The organism is Promicromonospora soli (assembly GCF_014653785.1).
Classification (GTDB): domain Bacteria; phylum Actinomycetota; class Actinomycetes; order Actinomycetales; family Cellulomonadaceae; genus Promicromonospora; species Promicromonospora soli.
Genome location: NZ_BNAS01000001.1, coordinates 398,331 through 420,527 on the forward strand (window position 1 = coordinate 398,331; position 22,197 = coordinate 420,527).

The 22,197-nt window shown below is 70.1% G+C and carries 20 protein-coding genes; 7 read left to right on the plus strand and 13 right to left on the minus strand.

Translation table 11 applies throughout. From position 1 onward, the window contains the following. Positions 1 to 33: 33 nt before the first annotated feature. Positions 34 to 1,317, minus strand: coding sequence for an MFS transporter (locus IE250_RS01790; protein ID WP_229872048.1), 1,284 nt, complete (start codon positions 1,315 to 1,317; stop codon positions 34 to 36). 453 nt (positions 1,318 to 1,770) lie between these two features. Between IE250_RS01790 and IE250_RS24760 the strand changes: the two genes are divergently transcribed. From IE250_RS24760 to IE250_RS01800, 3 genes are read left to right on the plus strand one after another with little or no spacing between them, the layout of a single operon-like run. Continuing rightward, positions 1,771 to 1,893: a hypothetical protein gene (locus IE250_RS24760; protein WP_268247765.1), complete on the plus strand. Its 123-nt coding sequence runs from the start codon at positions 1,771 to 1,773 to the stop codon at positions 1,891 to 1,893. Positions 1,894 to 1,920: 27 nt separating this feature from the next. Next, positions 1,921 to 2,622, plus strand: coding sequence for a Crp/Fnr family transcriptional regulator (locus IE250_RS01795; protein WP_189667549.1), 702 nt, complete (start codon positions 1,921 to 1,923; stop codon positions 2,620 to 2,622). A gap of 32 nt (positions 2,623 to 2,654) precedes the next feature. Next, positions 2,655 to 4,070: an FAD-binding oxidoreductase gene (locus IE250_RS01800; RefSeq protein ID WP_189667550.1), complete on the plus strand. Its 1,416-nt coding sequence runs from the start codon at positions 2,655 to 2,657 to the stop codon at positions 4,068 to 4,070. 9 nt (positions 4,071 to 4,079) lie between these two features. Here the strand turns inward: IE250_RS01800 and IE250_RS24305 are convergent, their stop codons facing one another. The 7 genes from IE250_RS24305 to IE250_RS01835 all read right to left on the minus strand — a co-directional run bounded on the left by IE250_RS24305 (position 4,080) and on the right by IE250_RS01835 (position 9,877). Next, the gene (locus tag IE250_RS24305) at positions 4,080 to 4,289 is read right to left on the minus strand and encodes a DUF933 domain-containing protein (protein WP_229872049.1); all 210 of its coding nucleotides are present in this window, start codon (positions 4,287 to 4,289) and stop codon (positions 4,080 to 4,082) included. 111 nt (positions 4,290 to 4,400) lie between these two features. Then, positions 4,401 to 5,423: an aldo/keto reductase gene (locus tag IE250_RS01810; RefSeq protein WP_229872050.1), complete on the minus strand. Its 1,023-nt coding sequence runs from the start codon at positions 5,421 to 5,423 to the stop codon at positions 4,401 to 4,403. Positions 5,424 to 5,430: 7 nt separating this feature from the next. Continuing rightward, positions 5,431 to 6,291 carry an amidohydrolase family protein gene (locus IE250_RS01815; RefSeq protein ID WP_189667552.1) on the minus strand — a complete coding sequence of 287 codons (861 nt, stop codon included), beginning with the start codon at positions 6,289 to 6,291 and terminating at the stop codon, positions 5,431 to 5,433. After that, positions 6,288 to 6,620 carry an L-rhamnose mutarotase gene (locus IE250_RS01820; protein ID WP_189668280.1) on the minus strand — a complete coding sequence of 111 codons (333 nt, stop codon included), beginning with the start codon at positions 6,618 to 6,620 and terminating at the stop codon, positions 6,288 to 6,290. Before IE250_RS01820 ends, IE250_RS01815 begins: the two co-directional genes overlap by 4 nt. 8 nt (positions 6,621 to 6,628) lie before the next feature. Further along, a complete protein-coding gene (locus IE250_RS01825; protein ID WP_229872051.1) occupies positions 6,629 to 7,570 on the minus strand; it encodes a carbohydrate ABC transporter permease in 942 nt (313 codons plus the stop codon). Continuing rightward, a complete protein-coding gene (locus IE250_RS01830; RefSeq protein ID WP_229872052.1) occupies positions 7,557 to 8,510 on the minus strand; it encodes a carbohydrate ABC transporter permease in 954 nt (317 codons plus the stop codon). The genes IE250_RS01825 and IE250_RS01830 overlap by 14 nt, the downstream gene beginning before the upstream one ends. Further along, positions 8,510 to 9,877, minus strand: a complete 1,368-nt coding sequence (locus IE250_RS01835; protein WP_189667553.1) for an ABC transporter substrate-binding protein — start codon at positions 9,875 to 9,877, stop codon at positions 8,510 to 8,512. Before IE250_RS01835 ends, IE250_RS01830 begins: the two co-directional genes overlap by 1 nt. A gap of 212 nt (positions 9,878 to 10,089) precedes the next feature. On the opposite strand from IE250_RS01835, the gene IE250_RS01840 reads away from it, so the two are divergent. Genes IE250_RS01840 through IE250_RS01850 form a run of 3 tightly spaced genes read left to right on the plus strand, consistent with a single transcriptional unit; the run spans position 10,090 to position 12,877 of the window. Then, positions 10,090 to 11,100, plus strand: coding sequence for a C-terminal binding protein (locus IE250_RS01840; RefSeq protein ID WP_189667554.1), 1,011 nt, complete (start codon positions 10,090 to 10,092; stop codon positions 11,098 to 11,100). A 5-nt stretch (positions 11,101 to 11,105) separates the two neighbouring features. Further along, positions 11,106 to 12,128 carry a zinc-dependent alcohol dehydrogenase gene (locus IE250_RS01845; protein ID WP_229872172.1) on the plus strand — a complete coding sequence of 341 codons (1,023 nt, stop codon included), beginning with the start codon at positions 11,106 to 11,108 and terminating at the stop codon, positions 12,126 to 12,128. Next, the gene (locus IE250_RS01850; RefSeq protein WP_189667556.1) at positions 12,125 to 12,877 is read left to right on the plus strand and encodes an SDR family oxidoreductase; all 753 of its coding nucleotides are present in this window, start codon (positions 12,125 to 12,127) and stop codon (positions 12,875 to 12,877) included. The genes IE250_RS01845 and IE250_RS01850 overlap by 4 nt, the downstream gene beginning before the upstream one ends. A gap of 7 nt (positions 12,878 to 12,884) precedes the next feature. Here the strand turns inward: IE250_RS01850 and IE250_RS01855 are convergent, their stop codons facing one another. Together IE250_RS01855 and IE250_RS01860 are read right to left on the minus strand one after the other, a co-directional pair. After that, positions 12,885 to 14,060 carry a mandelate racemase/muconate lactonizing enzyme family protein gene (locus IE250_RS01855; protein ID WP_189667557.1) on the minus strand — a complete coding sequence of 392 codons (1,176 nt, stop codon included), beginning with the start codon at positions 14,058 to 14,060 and terminating at the stop codon, positions 12,885 to 12,887. A 28-nt stretch (positions 14,061 to 14,088) separates the two neighbouring features. Further along, on the minus strand, positions 14,089 to 14,817 hold the full coding sequence (locus IE250_RS01860; RefSeq protein ID WP_229872053.1) for a FadR/GntR family transcriptional regulator: 729 nt from the start codon (positions 14,815 to 14,817) through the stop codon (positions 14,089 to 14,091). Between the two features lie 223 nt (positions 14,818 to 15,040). Here IE250_RS01860 and IE250_RS01865 point away from each other — a divergent pair, with 223 nt between their 5' ends. Continuing rightward, on the plus strand, positions 15,041 to 17,692 hold the full coding sequence (locus IE250_RS01865; protein WP_189667559.1) for a right-handed parallel beta-helix repeat-containing protein: 2,652 nt from the start codon (positions 15,041 to 15,043) through the stop codon (positions 17,690 to 17,692). Between the two features lie 144 nt (positions 17,693 to 17,836). Here the strand turns inward: IE250_RS01865 and IE250_RS01870 are convergent, their stop codons facing one another. From IE250_RS01870 to IE250_RS01880, 3 genes are all read right to left on the minus strand, one after another. Next, positions 17,837 to 18,034 carry a hypothetical protein gene (locus tag IE250_RS01870; protein WP_189667560.1) on the minus strand — a complete coding sequence of 66 codons (198 nt, stop codon included), beginning with the start codon at positions 18,032 to 18,034 and terminating at the stop codon, positions 17,837 to 17,839. Positions 18,035 to 18,154: 120 nt separating this feature from the next. Next, on the minus strand, positions 18,155 to 20,086 hold the full coding sequence (locus tag IE250_RS01875) for an alpha-L-fucosidase (RefSeq protein ID WP_189667561.1): 1,932 nt from the start codon (positions 20,084 to 20,086) through the stop codon (positions 18,155 to 18,157). A gap of 13 nt (positions 20,087 to 20,099) precedes the next feature. Next, positions 20,100 to 22,151: a family 43 glycosylhydrolase gene (locus IE250_RS01880; protein WP_189667562.1), complete on the minus strand. Its 2,052-nt coding sequence runs from the start codon at positions 22,149 to 22,151 to the stop codon at positions 20,100 to 20,102. Positions 22,152 to 22,197 lie beyond the last annotated feature (46 nt).

Genomic DNA, 22,197 nt, shown 5'->3' on the forward strand with positions numbered 1-22,197 from the left:
TCCGGGAACGTCCGGCCGGGCGGGAAATCGCGGTCAGGGCCTACGACCTCTGTCCACGGCCACGGGGAGGACGTGGGCCGAGCCCGGGCGGCGGGTTGTCCACGCATGCGGCGGCCCGGGTGCCGTCGGGCGGAAGAAGCATGCGGTGGTCACCAGGGCCAGGGCGAGGGCGGCGGGTATCGCGTAGGCGATGCGGAAGTGGCCCGTAGCCCCCAGTCCCCCGCTCGCGCCGGCTCCGACGAGCACGCCGACGTAGTTGAAGACGTTGAGCCGGGCCAGCACCGTCTCGGGGGCGCCGGGTCGCAGCCGGCTGGCGGCGGCGACGCACAGCGGGGTGAGGGCGGCGACTCCGAGGCCCGCGCAGCATGCCGCGACGACCGCGTACGGCCAGCTCCGGGCCGCTGCCAGGGAGGCCAGGGCGGCGGCCGTGAGCAGGGCGGCGGCGCGGACCACCGCCACCTGCCCCACCCGGCGCACCATGAGGTCGGCGCCCGCCCTGCCGGTCACCGTGCCCGCCTGGTAGGCCGCGTACGCGAGCGGCGCGGCGGCCAGGGACGCACCGAGCGTCTGGTGAAGGTAGGCCGTCGACCAGGCCGAGACCGTGGAGTCGACGACGTAGGCGACGAGCAGAACGACACCGAAGGGGACGAGCCGCGACCACACCCGCCGACCCTGGATCTCGTCGTCCGGCGCCGGTCGGTCGCTGGATGAGGAGGGCACGGGCGCGAGGGCCTGGGGCCGGACGGTCAGCGCCAGGAGGGCCACGAGTACGGCGTGCGCGGTCAGGACGTACTGGACAGGCCAGCCCAGCTGGGAGACGCCCGCCGTCAGCAGCGCGGCTGCCACGCCCGCGGCGCTCCATGCGGCGTAGAAGGAGGAGAGGATGCTGCGCCCGTAGTGCCGTTCGACGGTGGCCGCGCGGGTATTGACGGACACGTCGATGGCGCCCAGCGCCAGCCCGAAGAGGACGTAGGCCGCCGAGGCGGCGGCCCGGCCGGGTGCCCACGCCACGGACAGCAGGGTCGCGGCCGCGGTCAACACCGCCGCGCGCATGACGGCGACGGGACCCGAGCGGCGTACGGCGGCCAGACCCGCGAAGCTGCCAGCGCCCGCGGCCAGCGTCAGGGCGATCGTGAGGGCGGTCATCTCCAGGGACGACAGCCGCAGATGGTTCGCCACGGCGGGCACAGTGGTGGAAACGGCGGCCACCGCCACGCCCTGGGCGGCGAACACGGTGGCCGTGACCCGACGGGCTCCCGCGAGCGAGCCGCCGCTCGCGGACCGGGGCGGAGCCGTCGCTCCGACGGATGCGGTCATGGGAGACCCTCTTCCTGTCACGGACCGTGGACGGGCCGGCGTGCGCGAATTGGAGCAACCGTAGAACTCCGGACCGACCCGCCGAAGGACACCGACGGCCACACGGGGGACCCTGGCGGCCAGCAGCGGACGGCCCGGGCAACCAGGAGCCAACAGCCAATAGCCAAGAGCGAAAGGCCCAGGGTCAGGGACCGAGGGCGCGCGCGGCCGGAACCGGACGGCCGGGGGCCGGGAGCCAACAGCCCGGCAGTCGGAAAACGGAGGGGCTGGGGGTGACGGGGTGGGTTCGGCGTCGGCCGGGTGGGAGGGGCGGTCTGTGGCGCGCCCGGGCGGTCAGTGGCCCTTGTCAGGACCGCGCCGATCGTGCGGACGCCCCGACCATGGCGCGCAGCATCGCCCGCCTGGAGAGGGCCGGACTCGTCTGGCGCGCCGTCGCCGACAGACCGCCGTGCCGTGATCATCGAGGCGACCGAGGCGAGCCTCGCCCTGCGTACGAAGGTCGCCGACGCCTGGGCCGAGCTGGAGCGACTGACGATCGCCTCGCTGAGCGAGACGCAGCAGCGCACATGGCCCTGAGGATCTGAGGTCCGTATCGTTCGGAGCGTGGACGCTGACGTGCGCGCGGCCGTCGTCAAGTCGCACCTGCACGCCCTGCCGCCCGACGTCCTCGACGGGCTGCTGGCCGGCGCGGTGCGCGCCAAGACACCTGCCGGTTGGGTCACCCACCGGGAAGGCGAGCCCGCTCCGCACCTCGAGCTGGTTGTCGCCGGCGTCGTACGGGTCTTCGTCACTGCCCCTGACGGGCGCACGATGACCGTCCGCTACTGCAGGCCCGGCGCCCTCCTGGGTGTTGTGTCACTGTTCGCGGATCGCTTCATCATGCCGGCGACGGTGCAGGCCCTGGTGGACGCCGAACTGCTGAGGATGTCTCCGGCCGTCGCTCGTCAGGCAGTCGCCAGGGACACCCGCGTCGCTGCGGTCTTTCTCCGCGAGCTCAGCGAGAGGGTCCTGAGCTTCATCGACGAGATCCCTGGCAGCGCCTTCGCAACCGTGCGGCAGCGGGTGGCCCGGCACCTGCTCGAGCTCGCTGCGCAGCGGGAACCGGGGCGTGACGGCGGAAGCGAGATCGTCGTGACGGTCAGCCAGCACGAGCTGGCAGACGCGGCGGGGACGGTGCGGGAGGTCGTGGTACGCGTGCTGCGGGAGCTCCGCCAGGAGGGCGTGCTACGGACCGAGCGCGACCGGATCGTGATCCTCGACCCGGCCCGGCTCGTCCCTGGGCAGGGATGGAACCCAGGTTCCTGACAGCGGCGGCCCCCGGGGCAACACTCCAAGACATGACCATCTTGACCAGGCACGCTAAGCAGGGCTCCCTTGATCCGCTCGCGGTCGACGAGCTCGCGACGTCCCTTCGCGGCGAGCTCACCCGGCCCGGCGAGCCAGGATACGAGCAACACCGCAGGGTGTGGAACGGCTCGGTCGACCGGCACCCCGGGCTTGTCGCCCGCTGCGCCGGCGTCGCGGACGTCAGGTCCTCGATCCGGTTCGCCCGGGAGCATGGGCTGCTGGTTGCCGTACGAGGCGGCGGGCACAGCTTCCCCGGCTACTCGGTCTGTGACGCCGGCATGGTGATCGACCTGTCCCTGATGAAGGGAATCCGGGTCGACCCCGACGCGCGCACCGCTCGGGTCCAGGCCGGCGTGCTCCTCGGCGAGCTCGACCGGGAGACTCAGGAGTTCGGCCTGGCGGTCACCGCCGGCATCGTCACTCACACCGGCGTCGCTGGCCTGACGCTCGGCGGGGGCCTCGGCTGGATCCAGCGCAAGTACGGACTCACGATCGACAACCTGCTGTCGGTCGACCTCGTCACCGCCGACGGCGAGTTCGTGACCGCCGGGGAAACACACAACACCGACCTCTTCTGGGGCGTCCGCGGAGGCGGTGGCAACTTCGGGATCGTGACCGAGTTCGAGTTTCGGCTGCATCCGGTCGGACCTGAGGTCTTCGCGGGACCGATCTTCTGGGCGATGGAGGATGCGCCGGAGGTGCTGCGCTTCTACCGCGACTGGATCGCCGACAGCCCGGACGAGCTCACGACGATCGTCGTGCAGCGGCGGGCTCCGGCGCTTCCGGTCGTACCCGACGAGCTGGTCGGCCGACACCTGATCGCCGTGGTGGTCTGTCACGCAGGCACCGTGGACGACGGCGAACGGGTCATGCGCCCGCTCACGTCGTTCGGCCGGCCTCTGCTCGACCTCTGCGCGCCCAAGCCGTACCTGATCCACCAGTCGATGTTCGACGCCAGCTACCCGCACGGCTGGTGGTACTACGTCCGGGCCTGCGACGTCGCCGAACTCACCGACGACGTGATCGACATCATGGTCGAACACGGTCGGCGGATCGTGTCACCGATCACGACCCTCGGTCTGTGGCAGATGGGGGGAGCGGTCGCCCGCGTCGGCGAGAACGAGACCGCCTTCAACGGACGCGACGCCGGCTTCACGTTCAACATCAACGGGAACAGCTACACGGCGGACGGCTTCGACGCCGAACGTGAGTGGGCGCGCGGCTGCTGGTCGGCGCTCGCGCCATACCACTCCGGCGTCTACGTCAACTTCCTGATGGATGAGGGCACGGAACGGGTTCGTCAGGCATATGGGCCGGCGAAGTACGACCGGCTCACGGCGCTCAAGCGCCGGTACGACCCCGACAACGTCTTCCGGCTCAACCAGAACATCCCGCCCGCTCCCTGACGCGCCAGGTCACACGTTGATGCGGAACTCCACCACGTCGCCGTCCTTCATCACGTAGTCCTTGCCCTCGATGCGGGCCCCGTACGCGAGGGCGAACGGCGCGAGCAGCAGCACGAGCCACAGGAACCCGTACCGGCGCCAGGTGCGGCGCGCGACGGGGGCGTTCCAGAAGTGCACGTCCGCCCGGGCGGTGCCGAGGTCGTACCGGTGGGGGGCCATGGTTGTCGTGCTGCCAGCATTCGGGTGAGCGGGCCGTCCCACCATGGGGCCTACCGCCGACCGAGGTGGGATGTCCCCCTACTCGATGGCGACTGCCGCCTCGGGCACCGCTCAGGAGGCCACGGCGCGTTCGTCGACGAGCCCCTGGGCGGCCAGGTCCTGCCAGAGGGCATCGGGAACCACGGCCTCGGCGAGCGCGACGTTCGTGTCGACCTGCTCGGCGTCGCGCATCCCGAGCGTCACGTTCACGACGGCGTGGTGCAGCAGCGGGAAGGCCAGCGCGGCCTCGGCGAGCGCGACGCCGTGGTCTGCGCAGACCGCCTCGATCCGTTCGGACTTGGCGACCAGCGCCTCCGGGCTGCCGCTGTACTCGTAACTCGCGCCCGGTACCCGGGCCTTGCGGAACAGCAGGCCCGAGTAGAAGACGCCGACGGCGACCACTGCTGCCCCGGCGCGCCGGGCCGGTTCGAGCACGGAGTCGAGGGCGCCCTGCTCGAGCAGGGTGTGCCGCCCGGCGAGCATGACGACGTCGATCAGCCCGTCGTCCAGCAGGTCGGCGAGCTGGCTGGTGCTGTTGGTTCCGACGCCGATGGCCTTCACCACCCCCTCGTCGCGGAGCTGCCGCAGCGACTCCAGGCCGGTGCGTGCGGCATCGGGGCGGCACTGGTCGGGGTCGTGGGCGTAGGCGATGTCGATCCGGTCGACGCCGAGTCGGCTCAGCGAGTCGTCGATCGAGCGGCGGACGCCGTCGGCGCTGAAGTCCCAGACGCGGTGCAGGTCACCGGGGACGACGAACCCGTCGTCGTCCAGCTCCGTGGGGTGCGGGTTGGGCTCGATGAGGCGGCCCACCTTGGTCGACAGGACGTACTCGTCCCGGTCGTAGCGGCGCAGCACGGCGCCCAGCCGGCGTTCCGCCAGGCCCAGCCCGTAGTGGGGAGCGACGTCGAAGGAGCGGATGCCGCGCTCCCAGGCGCGCTCGACGGCGCCGCGCGCCTCGTCGTCGCTCGTGGCCCGGAAGAGGTTGCCGATGCTGGCCGCCCCGAACCCGAGCTCGGTCAGGCGCAGGCCGGTGCGGCCGACCTCGCGCCGGTCGAGCTCGGGCGCCGTCGACTCCGGCACCGCGGATTCAGGCACAGCGGATTCAGGCACTCGGAATCCCGTAGGTGCGTCGTGCGGTGCCATGGTCGATCGCTTTCTGTCCTGCCGCGCCGAGCGCGGCGGTGAGCTGCAGATACGTCTCCCACCAGGCGGTGTACCCGCGGGTGAGCCGGACCAGTGGCCAGTCCGAGCCGAACATCAGCCGGTCCGGTCCGAAGGTCTCCAGCGCGTGGTCGACGGCGGGCCGCAGCGAGGCCGCGGTCCAGCCGAGGTGGTCGGCCTCCAGCCCGAGGCCCGAGACCTTGGCCACCACGTTGGGGTGCCGGGCGAGATCAGCGAGGTCGGTACGCCACCGTTCGAGCTCCGCGCCTCCCGCCAGCAGCGGGGGCTTGCCGAGGTGGTCGAGCACGAACGACGCCGCGGGCAGCGCGTCGACCAGCTCGGTCACCACGCGGAGCTGGTGCGCGCGCACCACGAGCTCGACCACCAGGCCCGCCTCGGCCACCGCGGTGAGGCCCGCTGTCACGTCCGGCCGCAGCAGCCAGGCGGGGTCCGGCTCGAGATGCGCGAGATGGCGAACGCCCACGAGCGCCGCTCCCCCGCGCAGTCCGCGCAGGCGCGCGAGCTGCGCCGGCACGTCGCCGAGGAGGTCGACCCAGCCGACCACCGCCTTGACCACCGATCCGGTCGCGGCGGCGGCGATCAGGTCCTCCGTCTCGGACAGGGAGTTGTCGGCCTGGACGACCACGGCGTCCACGATCCCGTGCCTGCCGAGCTCGCCGGCGGCGTCCGACGCGGTGAAGTCGCGGTCGATCTCGCTCATCGACTCGGGGTCGATCCAGGGCTGCGGGTGGCGGTCCAGCTCCCACAGATGCAGGTGGGCATCGATGAGGTGGCGCGTCATGACAGGTGCCAGACCTCCTGCATGTCCCGCCACCGCTCGCCCGGCTTGGCGTCCCGCCCGAATGCCGTCTGGCACGGATCGGTGTGCGTCCACCACTCCTGGGTGGTCGGGTCCTGCGCGATCCGCGCCATGTCGGCCTCATGGTCGACGCCCGTGTACTCGTAGTAGGCGAACAGCGTGTTCTCCAGCACGAAGATCGTGTAGTTGTGCACGTTGCACGCCTGGAGGGTCGCCTCGACCTGCGGCCAGACGGCGGCGTGCAGGCGCAGGTACTCCTCGCGCTTCTCCGGGACCACGTCGACCACCAGACCGTGCCGCTCGACAGCCATCGTCAAGGTCACTCCTTCGTCCCGCCGGCGGTCATGCCCGCCACCAGGAATCGTTGTGAGAACAGGAAGATCAGCAGCACCGGGGCCACCGACAGCACGGTAGCCAGTGCGAGCACGGGCAACTCGATCGTCGTCACGCCGGCAGCCGTGGGATTGAACTGCGGGACGTTCGCCAGCATCTCGGCCAGCCCGACCTGGATGGGCGCCTTCGGCCCGGGTGCCACCAGGAACGGGAGGAAGTAGTTGTTCCAGTTCGCCACGAAGCTGAAGAACCCGACGAGCGCCACCACCGGCTTGGCGAGCGGGAGCGCTATCCGGGTGAACACCGCCATCTCCCCGCAGCCGTCGATCCGGGCGGCAGCCAGGAGGTCCGCCGGAATGCTGGAGGAGAAGTAGATGTAGGTCAGGTACACGCCGAACGGGAAGAACGAGAACGGCAGGATCACCGACGCCGCGGTGCCCACGAGCTGCAGCGCCGAGAGCTCGAGGAAGATCGGCAGCACGAGCGCCGTGTTCGGGATGAGCATGACCACGAGGGTCGTGGTCAGCAGCACCTTGCGGCCCCGGAACGTGCCGAGCGCCATCGCGTAGCCGGCCGGGATGCTCGTCACCAGCGTCAGGACGAGCGCGACGCCGGAGTACAGGCCCGCGTTCCCCAGCCACTGGAACACGATGCCGTCCTGGAAGCTCACGAGCGCGTCCCAGTTCGCGGCCAGGTCGCCGAACGTCCCGGGCGCGAAAGGCGCGGTGGTGAGGAGATCGCGGGGCGACTTCGCCGTGGCGTTCAGGAGCCAGAGGATCGGCACCGCGAAGAACAGGGCGAAGAATGTCAGCACCACTGCGATGAAGGCGCGTCCCAGCCACGAGCGGGGGTCGGTCTCGGCCCCTCGTCGACCCCGAGGGCCGGAACCTGTGGTCAGGGCAGCGGAGCCCAGGTCAGTCGCGCTCAAAGAGTCCTCCCTTGATGACGAAGAACATGCTCAGGCCGAGGGAGACCACGAGCAGGAGGATCGCGATCGCGGCCGACCCGTTGTGATCGGTCTGCTTGAACGCGTAGAGGTAGGCGAGCTGGTTGAGCGAGTAGTCCACGGGGACCACCCCCTTGCTGGCCTGGGACAGGATGCGCGGCTCGACGAAGAGCTGGGTGCCGGCGGCCAGGGACATGACGGCCATGTACGAGATCCACTTGCGCATCATCGGAAGCTGGATGCTGAGCGCGGTCCGCAGCCGACCGGCGCCGTCGATCTTCGCCGCCTCCATGACCTCGCCGGGCACGTTGTTCAGCGCCCCGTAGAGGACGACGATCCAGCCACCGGCTCCCGTCCAGAACGCGATGATCGCGAAGATCACCGGCAGGTTCGCGGGCGAGACGGTCTGCACGAACGTCTGCATGCCCATCGCGTGCAGCACCCAGGAGACCGGGCTGACCGTCGGGTCGAGGACGAAGAGCCAGAGCATCACGCTGGACGCACCCGCCAACGCACCCGGGATGTAGTAGACGAACCGGAGCCCGGTGCTCAGCCCGCGGCTGGCGAGCCCGTGGACGAGCAGGGACAGCACGACGACGAAGAGCACCAGCCCGGCCAGCCAGAACAGGACGAACAACGCCACGTGCAGCACGGCCGGCCCGAACCGGAAGTCCTGAATCACCTGGACGAAGTTGTCGAACCCGACGAACTGCCCCTCCTTGGTCAGGGACAGGTACGCCGCATAGAGCGTGGGGGCCAGGCCGAACGTGAACAGGAGCACCGTGTAGCCGGAGACGAAGAGGTACGACATCCGGCCGCGGCTCCGCTCGATGCTGCCGTGCCGGGCCGTCCGGGTGCCCGGTGCCCGCAGCGACGCCGCTCCCGGAACGGGAGCGGCGCCGGACTGCTGTGCCGTCGCCATCACTCGACCGTGTACCCGTTCACCTGGGCCTCGTTCTCCAGGGCCGTCTGCCAGTCGGGCAGCAGGTCGACGAGCTTCTTGCCCGCGGCGAGCTCAGGCGTGACGGTCTTCGCGAACACGGCCTCCTGGCTGAATCGGGGGTAGCCCCACCCGTCCCAGACCTGGCCGGACGCCGTGGTGACGTCCTCGGCGAAGTCCCCTGCGAAGTACCCGGACTTGGCCTGGTTCCCGAGCCACTTGTCCGCCGCGGAGGCGTAGGCCGGGAGGCCCGGCGCGAGGTCGACCTGGTAGTCGTCGGCGCTGGTCACGAACTCCAGGAAGGTCTTGGCCGCCTCGAGGTTCTTGGAGTGCTGGGAGATGAACCAGGTGCCGCCGCCGACGTTCCCGGTGGCGGCCTCCTCGCCCTCCCAGGCCAGGGGCAGCCCCGCGGCGATGGTGCCCTTGGGGGCGTCGAGCGAGTCCGCGTTCTGGAAGAGCGCACCGCTGAACCAGATCGGGCCGGGCAGCATGAGCACCTTCCCCGTGTACTTCTTCACGAACTCGGCGTCGAAGACGCTGTCCTGCACCACCGATCCCGAGTCGATCAGGCTGTCGAGGGTCTCGGCCATCTTCACGGTGGTGGGGTCGGACATGTCGGCGCTGAAGCCGTCAGTCCCGGTGACCGTGTTGATCGGCGCCTTCGCTCCCCAGAAGTACACCTCGGGCGCCCAGGCGTCGCCGACGGACCCCACGATGTAGCCGGGGTGCTCCTCGGCGACCTGCTTCCCGAGCTCCTCGTACTCCTCCCACGTGGTGGGGACCTCGTACCCGAACTCGTCGAACAGGCTCTGGTCGTACCACGTCACGACGGACGCGAGGTCGTTGCGCAGCCCGTACACGGTGCCGTCGACGGTCGTCGGGTCGAGGGCGCCGGGGGTGAACCCGTCCAGGAACTCCTGGTCGAAGTACCCCTGGTCGAGCGGGGCAGCGAACGGCGTCTGGCCGACGGCCGCCCAGGCCGCGTCGTTGTTCTGCGTGGAGAAGACGACGTCGGGCCAGCCGGAACCGGCCTGGTCGAACGCGGTGATCTTGGTCTGGAAGCTGCCCGACCCGTTCGCGCCGCCGTCGTAGGTCTCGACGTTGACCGGGACGTCCGGGTGGGCCTTGGTGAAGGCGTCGACGGCGGGCTCGCGCGAGGCGTCGACCCACACCGTGATCGGGCTGTCAGCCTCCTGCTCCTCGGCCTCGAAGCCGTAGGGCGAGTCGGCGCCGGAACCGGATCCACCACCGCCACATGCGGAGAGCGCCAGCGCGGGCACCGCGAGGGCCGCCACCAGGCCGAGTCGCCCGAACCGCGTGCGGCCGGCTGAACGTGTACGCAAGGACATCGTTGTTCCTATCTCATCAGCGACAGTACGTGACTGGAGGAGTGCGCGACTGGAGGCTGGACTCGGCCCCCTTGCCTCGCGCCAGACTCTACCAGAGATAACATGTATGCCAAGTGCCATTGGTCATCACATATACTACGTGTCACCCCGGACGCGTCTGCCGACCGCCGGACCCAGGCCCTGACAGGCATTCCGACGGAGGAGAGCCATCCATGCCACCCACCATCGCGGTGACCGAGTGCGACCACGACGCGTTCCTGGAGGAGGAGTCCGTTGCGCGCGAGGGCGGCGTCGAGCTGCTGATCCGCCAGAACCGCACTCGCGACGAGCTGATCGACACCTGCCGGGACGCCGACGGGCTGCTGGTGCAGTACGCCCGGATCGACGGGGACGTCATGGACGCCCTGCCCCGCCTCAGGGCGATCGGACGTTACGGCGTCGGCGTGGACTCGATAGACATCGACGCCGCGACCGCGCGCGGCATCGCCGTCTGCAACGTTCCCGACTACGGCACCGAGGCCGTCTCGGACCACGCGATCGGTCTCACGCTCGCCGTGGCCCGGGGTATCCCCCGCACCGACCGGGGCTTGCGCGAGGGGCGGGTGGACCTGCCCGCCGTCAGACCTCTGTACCAGACCCGGGGACGCACGTTCGGGGTGATCGGCCTCGGCCGGATCGGCGCGGCAACTGCACGCAAGGCGTCCGGTCTCGGCTACGACGTCATCGGGCACGACAGCGTCGTCGAGCCAGGCACCACCCACCACGGTGTGCCGGCGGTCACGCTCGACGAGCTGTGCGCACGCGCCGACGTCGTGTCGCTGCACGTACCGCTGACGCCGGAGACCCGCGGCCTGATCGGCGGCGAGCAGCTCGCGCTGATGCGGGACACGACGATTGTCGTCAACACCGCGCGCGGCGGTGTGGTTGACGTGCCCGCCCTGGTCGACGCGCTGCGCGAGGGCCGCCTCGGCGGAGCCGGGATCGACACCCATGAGGACGAGCCGCTCCCGGTGGACCATCCCCTCACCCGGTTCGACAACGTGGTCCTGACCCCGCACCTTGCCTGGTACACGGAGGAGTCCTACGGCGAGCTCAAGCGCCGCACCATCGAGAACGTCGTCGAGGTCCTGGCGGGACGCAACCCGCGCAACATCGTGAACCCACAGGCGCTCGGCACCGGCCGGACGGCCCTGACGCACGACATCGCCGGAGGTGCCCGGTGACCACCATGCCTGCGGTCCTCTGGACCGGTGACGACACGCTGGAGCTGCGCGACGTCGACATCCCGCAGCCGCCCCCGGGCTGGGCGCTGGTCGAGGTCGCCTACACGGGGATCTGCGGCACGGACCTCGCCATCGTGCACGGCAAGCATCCCCGCGCCCGCCACGGCCTGATCCTCGGGCACGAGATCTCCGGGCGCGTCGTCCGGGCAGCGCCGACCGGACCTCAGGCCGGGAGCTCGGTCGTCGTGGAGCCCCTCATCTCGTGCGGCCACTGCCGTGCGTGCCGCCGCGGTGACACGCACGTGTGCCGCGACCTCGGCCTCTACGGCATCGACGTACCCGGCAGCCTCGCCCGGTACGTGGCGCTCCCGCCCGAGGTGCTGCACGAGGTACCCGCTGGCGTCGACCTGCGGCTCGCGACCCTGGTCGAGCCCCTCGCGGTAGCGGTCCACGCGGTGGACCTGGCCGGGTTGCGGGAGGGGGACACGGTGGCGGTAGCGGGCGCCGGCCCGATCGGGATCCTCACGGCGCTGACCGCCCGGCACGCCGGGGCGGGGCGCGTGATCGTCAGCGAGACCTCCCCCGCGCGGCGCGCGCTCGCCGAGCGGCTCGGCCTGACCGTCGTCCCCGCGCGGGGAACGCTCACGGCCACGGCCCACGAGCTGACCGACGGCGAGGGTGCGGACGTCACCTTCGACGCGGCTGGCCACCCCGCCGTCGCGCCCGACCTGACCGCGGCCACGCGAGTGGGCGGAACGGTGGTGATCGTCGCGGTGCACAAGGAGCCGACGCCGGTCGACCTGCGGGAGGTCTGCTTCAAGGAGCTCGTCATCCGCGGCGTCCGCGTCTACACGTCGGACGACGTGCGGCGCGCGATCGGGCTGGTCGTCGACGGCAGCCTCGGCCTGGACCGGCTGCCGACCCGGGTCTTCCCGCTCGCCGAGGCCGCGACGGCGGTCTCCGCCGCCCGCGCCGCGGAGTATCTCAAGGTCATGGTCGCGTCCCACGAGGGGGGCGAGCGCTCGTGAACCCGTTCGACCTGACCGGACGGACCGCCGTCGTGACCGGGGGCGGACGCGGGCTCGGGCTGGGCATCAGCCGCTCCCTGAGCGCCGCCGGCGCCGACGTGATAGTCCTGTCGCGCGGCGAGGTGCCCGACGAGCTCGTCGCGCACGCGCGTGAGCACTCCCGCACCGCCTCCGGGGTGCGGGTGGACCTCGCGGATCCCCGCTCGATCGAGGGGGCCGCCGAACAGGTGCTGGCGCACGGCCCCGTGGACGTCCTGGTCAACAACGCGGGGACGCAGGTCCGGCACCCGGCCGTCGAGTTCCCGCTCGACGAGTGGGACGCGGTGCTCCAGGTCAACCTCCGGGCCGTGCTGCAGCTCTGCCAGGCGTTCGGCCGCCCCATGCTGGAGCGCCGTGCCGGCAAGATCGTGAACCTCGCGTCGCTGCTCAGCTTCCAGGGCGGCCTCACCGTCCCGGCCTACGCGGCGAGCAAGGGCGCGGTCGCGCAGCTCACCAAGGCGCTGTGCAACGAGTGGGCGGCGCAGGGCGTGAACGTCAACGCGGTGGCGCCCGGCTACATGGACACGGACATGAACGCCGCGCTCCTGGCCGACCCGGTCCGTTCTCGGCAGATCGGGGACCGCATCCCGGCGGGCCGGTGGGGCCGGCCCGCCGACGTCGGCGGGGCCGTGGTGTTCCTCGCCTCCGCGGCCGCCGACTACGTCCACGGGCAGGTGCTGGCCGTGGACGGCGGCTGGCTGGCCCGCTGAGCGGGCGTCAGCCGACCGATGCCACCGTGCGCGGAGCCGCCGGGTCACGGCGCATCGCCAGCCGCAGCCCTGCCTCGCGCGGACGTACGTGCGGACCGGCGGGCGTCGCCCAGGAGCCCGTCCCGGTGCTCGCCGCGATCGCCGCCTCGTCCACGGCGATGCCGAGGCCCGGCTCGTCGCCCAGCACGATCCCGCCGTCCTCGAAGGACTGGTCGACCGTCAGGCCCACGGGGAACGACAGGTCCTGCACCTCGGTCACGAGGTGGTTGGGCACCATCGCGGCCGCATGGACCAGCGGGTTGCAGTTGTACGCGACCGGGCTGACCGGCAGATCGTGGGCGTGGGCGAAGGCAGCCACGCGCATGAAGTGCGTCAGGCCCCAGCCGCTCCCGGTCTGCACCACGTCGACGGCTCCGGCCTCGACCAGCGGCCGGAACTGCTCCAGCCCGGTGAGGTTCTCGCCGGTGGCGAGCGCGGTCGACGTCGACCTCGCCAGGGCCAGGTGCCCCTCGACGTCCCAGCGGCGCACCGGCTCCTCGATCCAGGTCAGGTCGACCTGCGCCTCGATCTGCGCCAGCAGCCGCCGAGCCTGGTGCCTGCCCCAGCTCTCGTTCACGTCGTACATCAGCGCCGGGTTCTCGCTGTTGCGGCTCAGCACCTCGCGCACCGCGCCGAGACGAGCCACGTCACGGCGCAGGTCGAGCCCGCCCTTGACCTTGGCGCCGTTGAACCCGCGGTCGGCGAACCGCGAGTACAGGTCCACGAGCTCGTCGTCGTCCAGGCCGTACTCGAGGCCCGACGCGTACCCGGCCACGAACCTGTCCCGCGCGCCCAGCAGGCGCCACAGCGGCTCCCCGGCCATCTTCGCCTTGAGGTCCCACAGCGCCATGTCCAGCGCCCCGATCGTGGCGAAGGTCGATCCGGCGTGACTGGCCTTGAAGACCCAGGAGAGCATCCGGTCGTACAGCGCGGTGACCGCGCGGGGGTCCTCCCCCTCGATCGCCGGGAAGACTCGGTCGATCGCGTCATGGTTGCCGAGGCCGACACCCGTGAGACCGCCGTCGGTCTCGACCAGGACGACCGGGACCTCGGTCACGCCGCTGCGCACCACGCCGTTGACGTCCCCGACAGGCCGACCCCACCGGTGCACGGTGAGCAGGCTCCGGTACCCCGTGATCTTCATGGGTGGTAACTTATCATACGAATGACATCTACTTCTTGGGTCGCCGGCGAGCCCAGCTCCGTGAGATGTGCGCGCGCATGAGCTCCGCGGATGCCTCTGTGTCGCCACCCACGACGGCCTCGAAGATGTGCCGGTGCTCCTCGTGCGTCAGCTCCATGTGCCCCTGCGGCGGTGCGCCGGTGTACTGGGCCACGAGACGGGCCTTGCCCTGGATGCTGGAGATGATCGCCCGCGCGAACTCGTTGCCGGAGATGCGGTGCACCAGGGCGTGGAACGCGATGTCCTCGTCCTCGTACCTCTCGGGTTCGTCGAGCGAACCGCTCAGCACCTCGAACTGGCGCGCGAGGTCGGCACGGGCCTCGTCGGTGATCTGCCTGGCTGCTGACGAGGCCATGAGGCCTTCTAGCGCCGTTCGAATCCCGATGAGCTGGTCCATGAACAACAGGCTGTCCTCGCGCTGGAAGATCGCCTCCAGGACCATCGGGTCGAGCAGTCCCCAGGACTCCCGGTCGAGCACGACGGTGCCCCAGCCCTGACGCGCGGCGACCAGCCCCTTCTCCGCCAGCGCCGTGAGCGCCTCGCGGATCACGGTGCGGCTCACCGTGAACGTCTCGCACAGCGCGGCGGCGGAGGGCAGCGCGGTACCCGGCGCGTACTTCTCGGTGACGACGTCCTGCACCAGCGCCCGGATGACCGCTTCGGCGAGCGCCGGCCTGTTTCGGGTCACCTGCGTGCTGGTCGGTACCTGCTGAACCACGTGTTTCTCCTTCTCCGGCGCGCGATCTCGAGGGGCCGCACGATCGCTCATCGTATCGCCCGGGTATCCCTCGAGGCCTGTTCGACCATTGCGGACACATCATATGTGTGACTACTCTCGCGGCGGGCAAGGTAGCCCAATCGCCTCAGCAGAAAGCGATGGAACGATGACACTGAAGTCACGCACACCGCGGTTCCGAAATCGATTGAAGAGAGCGGGAGCCATGGCTGCCCTGAGTGCCGTAGCAGTGATCGTCTCGACGCTGGTTCCCGTTCAGGCAGCGCAGGCCGCGCCACCGGGCAAGGACCGCACGTACTTTGCCGCGGCAGACGGACTGGAGATCGGTGATTGCGAGGTGAGGCACGCGTGCTCGCTCGAGCGCGCGCAGGAGCTGGTCCGGCAGGAAGCTCGCAAGGGCAGGGACGTGACCGTCGTGCTCGGGGACGGGACCTACCGGGTCACCGAGCCCCTCGAGTTCAGCGCGCAGGACGGCGGCCGCGACGGCCACACCGTGCGGTGGACGGCCGCGCCCGGTGCCCACCCTGTGATCTCCGGTTCCACCGCGATCTCCGGGTGGTCGGTCCACGACGAGGACGCCGGCATCTACGTCGCGGACACGCCGCGCGGCGTCGACAGCCGCCAGCTCTACGTGAACGGGATCATCGCGCAGCGCGCCTCCCTGCCGCTGGCCAACTCCGACGTCACGCCCACCGCGACCGGCATGACCATCAACAACCAGCAGCTCGGCTACCTCAGCGGCCTGCCGGACCAGGGACGGATCGAGTTCCAGTCGCTCGGCGACTTCACCAACCGCTACTCCCCCGTCGAGTCCATCGACGGCTCGACGATCACCATGGCGCAGCCCGCATGGGACAACAACACCTGGGGCTGGGACACCGTACAGAACTCGTTCCTGGCCCGGCCCACGTGGTCCCTGGAGAACTCCCTCGCGTTCCTCGACGACGTCGGCGAGTGGTACCTCGACCCGTCCGCGGGGAAGCTGTACTACAAGCCCGGTGACGGCGTCGACCCCGACGACCTGGACGTCGAGCTCCCGCAGGTGGAGTCGCTGGTGAGCATCAGCGGCACGTACGACGAGCCGGTGACCGGCCTCGCGTTCGACGGCATCGAGTTCACCGGGACCTCGTGGCTGGGCCCGTCCACCCACGGCTACGCGACCCAGCAGAACGGCGCGTTCATCAAGGACGCGTACGAGTACCGCCCGGACGACGCCTTCACGAGCTGCTCCCGGGGCTGCGAGATGTTCGAACGAGCCCGCTTCGACGCCTGGTACCAGGAGCCGGCGGCGGTGCAGGTCTCCGCGGCCCACGACATCTCCCTGACGAACAACCGCTTCACGAACCTCGGCCAGACCGCGCTCGGCATCGGCAACGACGCCAACGCGATGCTCTCGGGGGTCGGTCTTGGCGCCAGCGGCATCAACGTGGTGGGGAACATTTTCAACGAGGTCGGCGGGCACGGGATCGCCGTCGGCGGGGTCCGGGAGGACGCGCACCACCCGAGCGACCCGCGGATGATCAACAAGGACATCCGCATCGAGAACAACACGGTCAACCGGGTAGCCATCGAGTATAAGGACAACTCGGGCATTCTCAGCACGTACGCGACGAACGTCCAGATCGTGCACAACGAGATCGCCAACGTCGCCTACGACGGCATCGACACGGGCTACGGCTGGGGCATCAACGATGCGGGCGGCTCCGAGGAGTACGTCCGCCGCGGCTACTACAACTGGCACCCCCTGTACACGACCCCGACGACGCTCAAGGACAACCTCGTCGCGGGCAACCTCGTGCACCACACCAAGGCACGGTTCGCGGACGGCGGGTCGCTGTACAACCTCTCGGCCAGCCCGGGCACCGTGGTGGAGCGCAACTACCTGTTCAACGTCTCCGGCGTCGGCCTCTACCTCGACGAGGGGACGCGGTACACCACCTACCGGCAGAACGTGCTCCAGGGCACCAGCCCGTGGATCTTCACCAACGCCTACAGCGACGGCAACAACACCAGCGACAACATGATCCGCGAGAACTGGTTCAACTCCGGCGGCGCCCAGATCCCGAACGCCGAAGAGCGGAACAACCAGCTCATCGACAACGTCTCGGTCTCGGGCACCAGCTGGCCGCAAGGGGCGCTGGAGGTCATGTGCTACGCCGGCGTCGCGCCCGAGTACAGCACGACGCTGAACGCCAACCTGTTCGGTCTCGCCCAGTGCCCGGTGGAGGCTCCGGTCAGCAACGAGTACGAGACGACGGCGGCGTCGGCGAGCGACAGCTACTTCGGGCAGCGGGGAACCGCGTTCGGCATAGCGGCCGCGGGCGCGGACGTGTGGGGAGCGGGCGGCCAGCGGGACGACGAGTTCGGAGCGATCTACCGGGCGGGCTCCTTCTCGGCCGGGTCGAGCGTGTCCGTCCGCGTGGACACGATCAACGACGCCAACGCCTGGGCCAAGAGCGGGGTCATGGTCCGCAACGACATGACCGCGCCCGGGGCATCGTCCGGGTATGCGATAGCTGCCGTGACGCCGCGCAACGGCGTCGTCTTCCAGTGGGACTCGGATGGCGACGGCTACCTGGACAGCGCCGGCCAGGCGCGGGTCGACACGCACCGCGCCGTGTGGGTCCGGCTGGATCGCGCGGGCGATCAGGTGGCGGCGTCCTACTCCTACGACGGCGTCAACTACCGGCAGGTCGGGTCACCGGTGACGCTCCCGGGCGCGGCTGAGGTCCAGGACGGCGGGGTCTTCTCGACGTCGCACGACGCGACCACTGCCGCGATCAATGTGTTCAGCGGCCTCGACCTGGCGGGGTCTGGCGCCTCGACCCCGCCCGGCCCTCCCCATGCGCCGAAGTAGAACCAGGGCGAGGTGAGCCACGCTGTGGTTCTATTACCAATGCCGGGAAGTTAGGTGGCCGGTGTTGAGTGTCAAGTCCGTGTTTGTGCTGGTCATAGCAGCGAAGCTCCTCTAAGTGAGGTCTGTCCGCCAAGACAAGCCGTCTCACAGGAGTTTCGCTGTTGTCCGCTGGTCCTGCTGGAGGCCGAGCGGCTCTCCTCCGACGGGGTCCACAACTCGAGGGTCGCCCGTGAGCTGCTGCGCGAGCTGGTCGTTCGCGACCGCACCCGCGCCCGCTCGCACGTGCGCGGGCTCGCCCGCCGCGGCGGTCTGCTCGTGGCCTGATCTCGGCGTATGGACCAAGACGCCCAGTCCAGATCTGGCGCCTGCTCGGGCGGTAGGTACCCGCAACGAGCTGTGCCCCGCGTTCCCGTGACCGCGGGGCACAGCTCGTTGCGGGTCAGTCCGCGCTCCAGCGTGCTCTTAAGGGATCAGCCGCCACTGCTGGTGCCCACCACCGTTGTGGTCCCACTGGTCGAGAACGGTGCCGTCCGCCGTGGACGCGCCCGGCACCTCCAGCACCCGTTGGCTCAGCCGGTTGGTGAGCAGAAAGTACCCGCCGCCAACCGGCGTGACAGCCCAGTGCTGCTGGTGGACGTTCGCGTCACCCCAGATGTTCATGGTTCCGCCGTTGGCCCGGGACCGGCCACCGACCTCCAGCAGCTTGCCGCTGTTCTGGTCACGGATCTTGAAGTACCCGTCCCCGGTGGAGATGAAGGTCCACTTCTGGTTCGCGCTGTTCAACCACGGCCACTGGTGCACCGGGGTGTTGTTGGCCGTCCCGGAAGACCGCACGTCGAGCACCTTGCCACTACTCCTCGACTCGATGCGGTAGACAGTGTTCGCCACAGGGAAACGCGAGACCAGCTGGGGCCGGACGCTGCGACCCCCGACATGCACGCCGTTGACGTTGACGTACCCACCGGACGCAGCCGTGACGTGGATGCGCACGAAGCCGACGTCCCGGTTGGCCCACTCCGCGAGCTTGAACCGCCCGTCCGCCGCCCAGTTCACGGTGGCCACCGTGGTGAAAGTGACGCCGTCGGTGCTGGTGGCGATGGTGGCCGCGGTGATATCGCCGTCGGTGGAGTTGCTGCGGTTCCACTGCTTCGGCAGGTACTCCAGCGTGGAGACGTTGCTCCACACCCCGCCGAGGTCGATCGTGATCGTCTGCGGCAGCGTGCGGCCGCCGCCCCAGGTCGACCAGCAGGTCTCGAGCTTGTTGTCGCTGCGGTTGTCGATCGCGTTGTACGCGAACTCGCCGGAGTTGTACGACGACGCGTAGGCGGCCACCGCGTTCACCGGCCACTCGACCCGCAGCGGCTGGGCGGGCAGCGGCGGACGCGAGGTGTCCGGGCTCCAGGCCGCGCCGACCTCCGCCAGCCGGTCGACGATGTTGGTGTCCAGCCTGCCCTGGCGGTTGGGCGGGCAGTTCAACAGGTACGAGGTGTACTTGGGCTCCAGGTCCCTGAGGTCGGCCACGATGGCGTCCACGCTGCGCGGTGCCTCCGTCGGCGTGTGCGGGTGCCAGAACCAACCACGGCTGATCGTCTCGCCCTGGATGCCCGCGAACGTGTTCCCCGCCGGCGCCCGGTAGCCCAGCGGGGCCTCGAAGTAGATCGCGTCGCCGAGCCAGGGCTGCGACAGGGCGCCGTGATCGACCATGACGCAGTTCGGCTGCAGCGACTTCACCAGGTTGCGGACCTCCTGGTAGGAGATCTGCTGCTGGCCCATCTGCCAGGCGTAGCCGTCGGTGACGAACACGTCGATCGTGCCGTAGTTGGTCAGCAGCTCGCGGATCTGGCCGAGCACCACGGTCATGTCGCCGGGCTCGATGGCCTGGAGCGGATCCTTGCCGTGATAGCCGCCGTACGCCTCGATGGTGTGCGTGCGGTCCCAGACCGAGTAGTACAGTCCGACCCGCAGTCCCCGGGCGCGGAACGCATCGACGTACTGGCGGACGACGTCTTGCCGGTAGCCGGAGTAGGCCACGTTCTGGGTGCCGAACGCCGTGGGCCACAAGGAGAAGCCGTCGTGGTGCTTGGTGGTGAGCACGCCGTAGCTCATCTTCGCGGCGGCAGCGGCCGCCGCCCACTGCGCGCAGTCAACGGACGGCGGCGCGAACTTCGACGGGCTCTGGCCGCCCGCCGCCCACTCCTCGTTGGTGAACGTGCCGAGGTTGAAGTGGTTGAACATGCCGAACCGCAGGTCGACCAGTCTCGACAGGTCGGTCTGAGGGTCCGCCGCCCAAGCCTGCGGCACGTGCCCCGTCAAACCCGGTACCGCGGCCGAGGCCGCTGCGATACCGGTGGCCGCCAGGAAACCCCGGCGCGACCATCCCGATGTGTGTGCCATTTTGCTACCGCCCCTATGAGGTAACGCGGTGGAAGGTCCACCGCTGGTTGGAACTGCCTGCGTCGCGGTACTGGATCAGCGCGGCGCCGTCGCCCGTACTGCCTCCCTTGACGTCGAGCACCTTGCCGCTGTTGCGGTTGACCAGGACGAACTCGCCACCGGCCTGCGGGCGCAGCTGCCACTGCTGGCTCGCCCGGCCGTCGGCGGTCATCTGCACAACCGCCGCGCCGTCCGCCGTCGAGGACCCCGCCACGTCGAGCACCTTGCCGCTGCTGACGCAGGTGATGGTGTGATAGCCGTCCGCGGTGGACTGGAAGGCCCACTGCTGGTTCGGTGCGCCGGTGTCGCGCCACTGGATCACGGTGGCGCCGTCCGCCTTGGACCCACCGGAGACGTCGGCGACCTTGCCGCTGCGGACGCTGACGCACGTGTAGGCCCTGGTGGGCGCGATGGCGTACTGCACCGAGTCGACGTCGACGTAGCCGGTGCCGTTCGGGTTGTAGGTGTAGAGGCCGACGCGGTCGCCGCGGTAACCGCCCCAGGTGAGCTGGTAGGTGTTGCCGAACGAGGTGAACGTGTTCCCGTCGAGGCTGTAGGAGAACCGGCTGACCCCGTTGACGTCCCACGAGGTGCGCAGCCAGACGGCGTTCTGCGTGATCGCCGGACCGTTGGTCAGGGTGCCGCCGGCGTTGTGCTCGATCGTGGTGGTGGTCCCTGAGCGTCGGACACCCAGTCCGGCGTAGGTGGCGGCGTAGTGGCACAGCCCGGCGTGCTGGCCGTCCGCGAGGCCGGCCAGCTCGAGGCGGACGGTCACCGTGGCGCCGCCCGCGGTGCGCAGCACTCGTTGGGTGAGGGTGTTGCCCACCTTCATCAGGTTGTCCCCGGCCAGCGGTGCGAACGCCTTCAGCCTCAGATAGCCGGGGCGTTCGGTCAACGACCAGTAGCCCGCGCGGGGTTGGTAGTACCACTCCCACTGCGGCTTGAGGCGGGTGTCGGTGAACGAGTCGCTGGTCACGACGGCGGGCAGCGCGTCGACGGGGAGGCCGGGGGTGCCGGCGGCGGGCAACTGGCCCGTCCACGCCATGTTGCCGATGCCGTCCGCGCCCACCTCACCCAGGATCGGCCAGCCGTCCACCCAGGTCACCGGCAGCAGGGACAGCACGCGCCCCTCCCAGCTGCCGTGGCCGTGGTGGGTCACGAAGTACCAGTCGCCGCCCGGGGTCTGCACCAGCCCGCCCTGGTTGGGCTCGCGGTCGACGGAGGTGTTGACGTGCAGCAGCTGCCGGGTCTCGAAGGGGCCGAAGATGCTGGAGCCGCGGTTCATCATGAGGACCCGGCCCTCGGGCTTCACCTCGCTGAACAGGTGGTAGTAGACACCGTCGATCTTGTACAGCTTGCTGGCCTCGCTGCGGTTCGACTGGTGGATCACCGGGGCCGGGCCGACCAGCGACTTGCCGTCCTCGGACAGCTTGTACAGGTGGATCTTGTAGGCGTCCGAGTAGTGCGTGGTGACCAGGTAGCCCTGGCCGTCATCGTCCCAGAACGGGCACACGTCGTTCCAGCCGGAGGTCCGCCACATCGAGTGCAACGGCTCCCACGGCCCGGTCGGCGACGGGGCCGACGTCATGAAGAAGCCCTCGTCGGGCGTGTTGAAGTACACCCAGTACCGCCCCGCGTGGAAGCGGATGGCACCGGCCCACACGCCGCGGCCGTAGCGGTTCATCCGGTCCCAGTTCAGCTCCGGCCCGATGCGGGTGACGTCGTCGACCGAGCCGCCGATCGGGCGCCAGTTGACCAGGTCATTCGAGTGCAGGACGGCCATGCCGGGCGAGTACCCGAACGTGCTGGTGATGCCGTAGTAGTCGGAGCCGACCCGGATGCAGTCCCAGTCGCTGAGGTCGGCGGGGATGATCGGGTTGGCGTACGTGCCGTCGCCCTGGTCACCCCACGTGCCGGCGGGAGGTACGGCTGCCGCCGCCCTGGTTGGTGGCAGCAGGCTCGGCAGGAGGAGCGCCCCGGTGCCGACCGCGGCGAGCTGGCCGAGCTGTCGTCTGGTTATGTCCACAAGTCCCGTCCCTTGGTAGGGGTCATCAGATGTGAGGTGGTACTGC